Source organism: Microbacterium sp. NPDC055665 (assembly GCF_053618035.1).
On record NZ_JBSHGY010000010.1, the window covers coordinates 85,167 to 92,672 of the forward strand.

At 69.3% G+C, this 7,506-nt stretch carries 7 protein-coding genes; 5 read left to right on the top strand and 2 right to left on the bottom strand.

The window, feature by feature from the left end; all coding sequences use genetic code 11:
- Positions 1-107 precede the first annotated feature (107 nt).
- Positions 108-968: a sensor histidine kinase gene (locus ACWGO6_RS16775; protein ID WP_452327343.1), complete on the top strand. Its 861-nt coding sequence runs from the start codon at positions 108-110 to the stop codon at positions 966-968.
- Entirely contained in the window at positions 965-1,621 is a 657-nt protein-coding gene (locus ACWGO6_RS16780) for a response regulator (protein ID WP_452327344.1), read from the top strand. Before ACWGO6_RS16775 ends, ACWGO6_RS16780 begins: the two co-directional genes overlap by 4 nt.
- Before the next feature lie 13 nt (positions 1,622-1,634).
- Here the strand turns inward: ACWGO6_RS16780 and ACWGO6_RS16785 are convergent, their stop codons facing one another.
- The gene (locus ACWGO6_RS16785) at positions 1,635-2,174 is read right to left on the bottom strand and encodes a YaeQ family protein (protein WP_136040474.1); all 540 of its coding nucleotides are present in this window, start codon (positions 2,172-2,174) and stop codon (positions 1,635-1,637) included.
- Positions 2,175-2,235: 61 nt separating this feature from the next.
- Positions 2,236-3,333, bottom strand: coding sequence for an Rv2578c family radical SAM protein (locus tag ACWGO6_RS16790; RefSeq protein WP_452327345.1), 1,098 nt, complete (start codon positions 3,331-3,333; stop codon positions 2,236-2,238).
- Between the two features lie 74 nt (positions 3,334-3,407).
- Between ACWGO6_RS16790 and ACWGO6_RS16795 the strand changes: the two genes are divergently transcribed.
- The 3 genes from ACWGO6_RS16795 to ACWGO6_RS16805 all read left to right on the top strand — a co-directional run bounded on the left by ACWGO6_RS16795 (position 3,408) and on the right by ACWGO6_RS16805 (position 7,192).
- Entirely contained in the window at positions 3,408-4,337 is a 930-nt protein-coding gene (locus ACWGO6_RS16795) for a M15 family metallopeptidase (protein WP_136040472.1), read from the top strand.
- Between the two features lie 152 nt (positions 4,338-4,489).
- A complete protein-coding gene (locus ACWGO6_RS16800; RefSeq protein ID WP_136040471.1) occupies positions 4,490-5,653 on the top strand; it encodes an acyl-CoA dehydrogenase family protein in 1,164 nt (387 codons plus the stop codon).
- Between the two features lie 348 nt (positions 5,654-6,001).
- A complete protein-coding gene (locus tag ACWGO6_RS16805) occupies positions 6,002-7,192 on the top strand; it encodes a serine hydrolase domain-containing protein (RefSeq protein ID WP_452327346.1) in 1,191 nt (396 codons plus the stop codon).
- Positions 7,193-7,506: the final 314 nt, after the last annotated feature.

Here is a 7,506-nt window from a genome sequence, read left to right on the forward strand (position 1 = left end):
CTCCGCGGCATCGCCCTGCAGGCGGGAAGCCCTCCGATCTCTCCGACCCGGGTTCCTCCACCCCTGGTCTGATGTGCGTGGCTTCGAGGGTGCCTAGACTCGGGCGGATGGATGCTTCGCCCCGACCGACCTGGCGCTCGCGCACGTGGATCGCCGCCGGGGGCATGATCGCGCTGCTGGTCGTCGTCCTGAGCGTTCTCGGTCTCGACGGTCCGCAGAGCCTGGCGGTCGTGTTGACGACGGCGGGGATCCTCGCCGTGGGTGTCCTCGTCTGGGCGACGGTTCGATCGCAGCGGCAGCGTCGGGAGTATGAGCGCAGCCTCACGGATTGGGCGGCCGAACGGGCGGCGCAGCAGGAGCGGCTCCGGATCGCTCGCGAGCTGCACGACCTGGCATCACACGGACTTGGCCTGATCACGATGCGCGCCGCCGCCGTGGCCCCGCTCGAGGGTGTCACCGGCGACGCGGAGCGGCGCAGAGCCCTCGTCGACATCGAGGAGGCAGGGCGTTCCGCGATGTCGGAGCTGCGAAGGATGCTCACCGTGCTGCGCGAACCGGGAGACGAGGTGCCGCTGCAGCCGCCCGCACGGCTGTCGGAGGTGCCGGGGATCGTCACCGCCGCGGAGGCGTTCGGCGTGCGCGCGAGCCTGCGCGCGGAGGACTTGGGCGAGGTGCCGCCCGCAGTCGAGGCCGCCGCGTGCGCGACGGTCCGGGAGGCGCTCGCGAACGTCGGACGCCATGCGGGGCCGGTGCCGGCGCGCGTGGCCGTCGAGCGGGACGGGAACGCTCTCCGCGTCGTCGTCGCCGACGACGGTCCTGCGCGCGGATGGCAGTCTCAGCCGGGAGCCGGCCACGGTCTGCGGGGCATGCGCGAACGGGTCGGCGCCCTCGGGGGAACGCTGATCGCCGAGCCCGTGGGGACGGGATTCCGCGTCGGGGCGCGCCTGCCGTTCGAGGCGGGGGCATGAGCGACGAAGGGATCCGCGTCCTGATCGCCGACGATCAGGCCCTGCTGCGACACAGCCTCGCCCTGATCATCGCCGGTGCCGAGGGGCTGACGGTGGTGGGCGAGGCCGAAGACGGCGCGGGCGCGATGGAGCTGGCGCGCGCCATCGCCCCGGATGTCGTGCTGATGGACATCCGGATGCCGGGGCTCGACGGCATCAGCGCGACGCGCGCCATCACGACGGCCCTGCCCGGCACCCGCGTGCTCGTGCTCAGCATGCTGGAACTCGACGAGTACGTCGACGGCGCCCTGCGCGCGGGTGCCAGCGGCTTCCTGCTCAAGGATGTGCGCCCCGAGCAGCTGATCGAGGCCATCCGCCGCACGCACGACGGGGAGTCACTGTTCGCGCCGAGCATCCTCATCCGCCTCGTCGAGCACTTCCTCGAAGGCGCGAATCGGCCGGCCGGACGCCCGCTCGCCATCCTCACGGCACGGGAGACCGAGGTGCTCACGCTCGTCGGCAGAGGCCTCGCGAATGCCGAGATCGCCGCGGCGCTCACGATCTCTATGGCCACGGTGAAGACCCACATCGGCAGCCTGCTGTCGAAGCTCGCGGCACGGGACCGCGCGCAGCTCGTGATCGCGGCGTACGAGCAGGGGCTCGTGGGCGCCTGAGACTCGCGCGGTGTCAGGCCGGCTCGTGCACGTGCACGGTCGAGGTCAGGCTCGTGCCGTTGAGGTCGAGGTAGATGACGCTCTCGGCCCGCGTGAGAGTCATGGTGTTGCGGCGCTCGATCAGGGCGGCCGCCGTGTCGATGAACCCCGGGTCGAAGCTGTACACGCGGATGTCCTCGCGGCGGTGGATGCGCTTGTCGGTCCACGGCGCCATCACCTTGGCCGGGTCGCGATGCGTGTAGACCACCGTGCGTTCGGCGAGGCGGCTGCCGTGATGCAGTCGCTCGGCATCGGGAGCCCCGATCTCGACCCACGCCGTGATCAGCCCGGTCATGTCGCGCACGAGCACCGCCGGCTCCTCGGTCGAGGAGATGCTGCCGCCGAATGTGATGCCCTCGGCGAACTCGAGCCCGTAGGCGAGCACCCGCGTGAGCATGTACGCATCGGTCTCGGACGGATGCCGGGCCACTCGCAGCGAGTAGTCCTCGTAGATTCCGCGGTCGGTGTCAGCGAGCTGCACCTCGAACGTGTGGACTGTCGAACCGATCGCCATGATCCCCGAGCCTACGCGGGTGCGGGAGCGGAGGCCGACCGGGTGAGAGGGGCGATCCGGATCAGAACAGCATCGGCTGCGCAGCCGCGGCGGCGCTGGGCGTGAAGCGCACGGCTGCCGCATTCGTCGCCCCTGTCTGCAGGTGGCCCGACTGCACGTGGCCCTGCCCTGGTCGGAACCCTCGGCGCGAGTAGTCGTCTTCGTGGCGGCCGTCGAGCCCGTGCATCCGGATGAGCGGGCGCGCACGTTTCGCGAGCCACTGCCGGTATCCCTTCGGGGCCTCCGCAGAGACGCCGGGGTAGAGCCCGCGGTATGACGACACGAGGTCGGGGCGATGCGTGCCGAGCCACTCGAAGAACCAGGGCTTCACGCCCGGTCGCAGGTGCAGCGCTCCATAGATGACGGTGCGCGCTCCCGCCTCCTTGATGCGCAGGAGGGCGCTGTCGATCGCCTCGAGCGAGTCGGTCATGTGCGGCATGATCGGCATCAGGAAGACCGTGACCGGGAACCCGGCATCGGCCAGGGCCCGCACGGTGTCGAGCCGTGCCTGCGTGGTCGGTGCTCCGGGTTCGATGGCCTTCTGCAGCTCGTCGTCGTACATCGCGATCGACATCTGCACGTCGACGGGCACGCGCTGCGCGGCCTTCACGAGCAGGGGGATGTCGCGGCGGATGAGCGTGCCCTTGGTGAGGATCGACATCGGGGTGCCGGATGCGGCGAGGGTCTCGATGATCCCGGGCATGAGCTTGTAGCGCCCCTCGGCCCGCTGGTACGGGTCGGTGTTGGTGCCCAGAGCGACCGTCTCGTGTTGCCAGCTGCCGCGCCGCAGCTCCTTCTCGAGCACCTCGACCACGTTCACCTTGACCACGATCTGCGAGTCGAAGTCCGATCCGCCGTCGAGGTCGAGGTACTCGTGCGTGCCGCGGGCGAAACAGTAAACGCATGCATGCGAACATCCACGGTAGGGGTTGATGGTCCAGGCGAACGGCATGCGCGAAGCGCCGGGCACGTGGTTCAGGGCCGACTTCGACAGCACCTCATGGAAGGTCATCCCGGCGAACTCGGGGGTGGTCACCGACCGCAGCACGCTGGACCGGTCTTCGAGCCCGGGCAGCGCCGCCGCATCCGTCTCGCCGAGTTTCTGTCCCTGCCACCGCATCTCCACATTCGAACATAATGACGATAGGAATGCAAGTGGTTCTGCGACATAGCTTCGAGTGAAAGAATGGACCAATGCCCCTCTCGCCGCACGCTCAGCATGCGGCTCCGCGCTCCCCGATTCACGGCCCCGCGCTGCCGCTCGGCATCGTCGTGACCGCGATCGGCGTGCTGCTCTCGATCGCCTCCGCTCCCGTCGCGGCGGTGGAGGCCGCGCCGATGCCGGAGCCGGTCGCCGTGATGCAGGTGCCGACCGTGCAGGTCGAGGCGACGACGGCCGCCGACCCGTGTGCGGACCCGGCCGTGCAGCAGGCGGTGCAGGCCGGCGACGACGCGGCCGTGGTCGCGGGCTTCGGCGGGGGAGCGGCTTTCCGCGAGGCCGTGGTGGCGGGCAACGCGCCCTGCATCTCGCTTCGCGATCCGGCCCGGGTCTGGGTCGTCGTGAACAAGAGCCTCCCGCTGAAGCCCGCGGACTACGAGCCAGGGGCGCTCGACTCCGTGCCGCTGCAGATGACGACGCTGTCGGGCCGGGTGCGGACCGATGTCGCGGCCGCCGTCGGGCAGATGGCCGACGCGGCGGAGGCCGCCGGCGTGGGGCGCATCGGCGCCAACAACGGCTACCGGTCCTACGGGCTGCAGGTCACGACCTACGACACCCACGTGCGCTCCCAGGGTCAGGGGCAGGCGGATGCCGGCTCGGCACGGCCAGGCCACAGTGAGCACCAGACCGGCCTCGCCCTCGACGTCGTAGCGTGCGGCAGCGGCTGCGGTGGACTCGACGGCTTCGGCGGCACCGCGCAGAGCGACTGGGTGGCGGCCCACGCGTGGGAGTACGGGTTCATCGTGCGGTACGAGCAGGTGGGCACGCCGGTGACCGGCTACGCGCCCGAGCCGTGGCACCTCCGCTACGTCGGCGTCGACCTCGCCAGGGCGTACCACGACGGCGGATTCCACACGCTGGAGGAGTTCTTCGGACTCCCGGCCGCCCCCGACTACGCGCACTGAATCGGCCGGAACGGCCCGTTCTGCGGCATCCGACAACCGCGGTACCCAGTGTCACCTCTGATGGGATGCATTCTCACAACGTCCTGTCCGAGCCGGTGCCCGGCACGTAGAATCGCCGGAGCAACGATGCACGACACGTTCGGGAGGACGCAATGGAACGCGACATCTACGAAGAGGATCACGAGGCCTTCCGCGACCTCGTCAAGGACTTCGTCAAGCGCCACGTGAACAACGAGGCGATCGAGCGGTGGGATGCCGCGGGGGAGATCGACCGGGCGACCATGCTCGCTGCCGGCGAGGCCGGCCTGATCGGATTGTCCGTCCCCGAGGAGTTCGGCGGCGCCGGGATGCTGCAGGACTACCGCTTCCGCACGATCGTGATGGAAGAGGTCATCGCCGCAGGGGCGGGTTCGCTGGCCGGTGCGTTCGGCATCCAGGACGACCTGGCCGTGCCCTACCTCGTGCACATGGGAACGCAGGAGCAGAAGGAGAAGTGGCTGCCCCGCATGGCCACGGGTGAAGTGCTCGGCGCGCTCGCGATGACCGATCCGGGTGCGGGTTCCGATCTGCGTGGCATCAAGACCAACGCCAAGAAGGTCGACGGCGGCTACATCCTCAACGGCGCGAAGACGTTCATCTCCTCGGGCACGACGGCCGACGTCGTCGTGACTTTCGTCAAGACCGGTGAGGGCAACCGTCCCGACGCGTTCAGCCTGCTGCTCGTCGAGAAGGGCATGGAGGGCTTCGACCAGGGCAAGAAGCTCAGCAAGATGGGCTTCCACGGCTGGGACACGGCCGAGCTCAGCTTCACCGACGTGTTCGTCCCCGACGAGAACCTGATCAGCGGCAAGGAGGGTCAGGGCTTCATCCAGCTGATGCTCAACCTGCCTCTCGAGCGTCTCTCGATCGGCGTCGCCGCAGCCGCAGCCGCGCAGGCCGCTCTCGACTGGACCGTCGCCTACACCAAGGACCGTGAGGCGTTCGGCGAGCGCATCGCCGACTTCCAGAACACCCGCTTCCGGCTCGCCGACATGGCGGCGAGCACCGATGCGATGTGGGCGTACATCGACCGCGCGCTGCTCGCGTACAAGAACAGCACCCTCACCGCGGAGGACGCCGCGAAGGTCAAGTTCTGGGCGACCGAACGCGAATGGGAGGTGCTCGACACCGGCGTGCAGCTGCACGGCGGTTACGGCTACATCATGGAGTACCCGATCGCCCGCGCCTTCACCGATGCTCGGGTGCACCGCATCTACGGTGGCACGAACGAGATCATGCGCGATCTCGTCGGTCGTCAGATCGTCGGCAAGCGCTGACACACGGCTGAAGAGGCCCCCGGATGCTGCGGCATCCGGGGGCTTCGTCGTCTGCTGGCCTCTTCTTCGTCTCCCGGCCTTCTTCGTGTCCCGGCCCTTCTTCGTCTCCCGGCCCTTCTTCGTCTCCCGGCCCTTCTTCTCTGCGGCATAACCCGTTCCCCGCGACACAACTTCGGAGATCGGGCGCGACTCGCCGTCGAAGGGGGCCGCGGGGCGGCGTGTCGCCCCGGAACTCCGAAGTTGTGTCGGGGGTGGGGGAGGGGAGACGGGGGGGGAGACGGGGAGACGGGGAAGGGGGAGGGGAGGGGGCCGTGGACACGGGTGTCCGGGCGGGGTTGAATCGAGGGCATGACGAGCTCGGTCCCGCAGATCCTCGCTGACCACGTCGTTCGGGGCATCGCGCCAGGAATCATCGGCGTGCTCGGCTCTCCGGGCGGGAAGGTCGAGATCTTCGCGACCGGGGACCTGCCGCCGGATGCGATCGTGCGCATCCAGTCGATGACGAAGCCGATCCTGGCGGTTGCCGCGCTGCGGCTCGTGCAGGAGGGCCGCCTCGGTCTCGACGATCCGGTGGAGCGGTGGATGCCCGAACTCGTCGACCGTCGGGTTCTGCGCGCGCCGGACGCCACGCTGGACGATGTCGAGCCGGCGGCGACGCCCATCACGGTACGGCATCTGCTCACGAACACTTCGGGGTACGGAGTGCAGGTCGCACCGACTCCGTTGGCGGAGGCGATGATCGCCAACCGGACGGCAGCGGGCCAGGAGCCCGTGGCGCTCGGCGCGCAGGAGTGGTTGGACGCGCTCGCGGCACTGCCGCTCACCTTCCAGCCCGGAACCGGATGGCGTTATCACCACTCGTTCGGCCTTCTCGGGATACTGCTCTCCCGCGTCGTCGGCGGCACGCTCGAGGAACATCTGCGGCGTGACCTGTTCGGCCCGCTCGGCATGGTCGACACCGGGTACACGGTTCCGCTCGACCAGGCGTACCGGCTGCCCGCCGCGTACCGGCACGAAGACGGCCGTCTGGTCGAGGTCGAGCCTGCAGCCGGAGGATTCTCGCTGGCGCCCGCACCGTTCGACCTCAGCCATTCCGAACTCGTGTCGACGGCGTCCGACTATGCGGCGTTCGCCGGGATGCTGGCGGCGGGCGGGCGCCACGACGGGAAGGTCATGCTCGCCCCCGAACTGCTCGCGCTGATGCGCACCGATCAGATCCCGTCGAGTGCGAAGACGCCGGACAGCTTCTTCCCGGGATTCTGGGAGGGCACGGGCTGGGGTTTCGGTGTCGCGGTGCAGACCGGAGGGGACGCGGCCGGCCGATACGGGTGGTCCGGTGGACAGGGAACCGATTTCTCCATCGACCCGGACGGCTCGTTCCGGATCGTGCTGACCCAGGTCGAGATGGGGCCCGAGGTCATGGGCCTGTTCGCGAAAGTGCAGGAGAGCCGACTCGCGGACGCCAGCGGCGACACTTCTGCCGAGTGGTGCGACGACGCGTGGGACACGGCTGCCGATGACGGCCTTGCAACGGCGTGAGCTCTGCCGTGCGGCTGGCGGGGCAGGCGGTTGCGCTGACCGTCTCGGCCTACGGTGCCCGCCGCTGCCTGACTCTTTCGTGGATAAGTGCGAGGTTGGGTCTTTTGTGGAGGAGACGTCTCCGGGTGCCCTGTGGCGGCTTCCTGCGGAATTCTGGGATGTGATGCGGAGATAGCTTCGAAGGTAGCGTGTTACTCGGTTAGAATGAAGCATGTCCACTTTGACCGGGTTGCACGAGGCGATGAGTCACCTCGACACGGCATGGGCGGGCGCCGGGGAGGCGGGGGATCTGTCCCGGGCCGAGCTGGTCGCGG

Coding starts and splice junctions, on each gene's coding strand:
- ACWGO6_RS16775 (WP_452327343.1), top strand. CDS start 108: ATGGATGCTTCGCCCCGACCGACCTGGCGCTCGCGCACGTGGATCGCC.
- ACWGO6_RS16780 (WP_452327344.1), top strand. CDS start 965: ATGAGCGACGAAGGGATCCGCGTCCTGATCGCCGACGATCAGGCCCTG.
- ACWGO6_RS16785 (WP_136040474.1), bottom strand. CDS start 2,174: ATGGCGATCGGTTCGACAGTCCACACGTTCGAGGTGCAGCTCGCTGAC.
- ACWGO6_RS16790 (WP_452327345.1), bottom strand. CDS start 3,333: ATGCGGTGGCAGGGACAGAAACTCGGCGAGACGGATGCGGCGGCGCTG.
- ACWGO6_RS16795 (WP_136040472.1), top strand. CDS start 3,408: ATGCCCCTCTCGCCGCACGCTCAGCATGCGGCTCCGCGCTCCCCGATT.
- ACWGO6_RS16800 (WP_136040471.1), top strand. CDS start 4,490: ATGGAACGCGACATCTACGAAGAGGATCACGAGGCCTTCCGCGACCTC.
- ACWGO6_RS16805 (WP_452327346.1), top strand. CDS start 6,002: ATGACGAGCTCGGTCCCGCAGATCCTCGCTGACCACGTCGTTCGGGGC.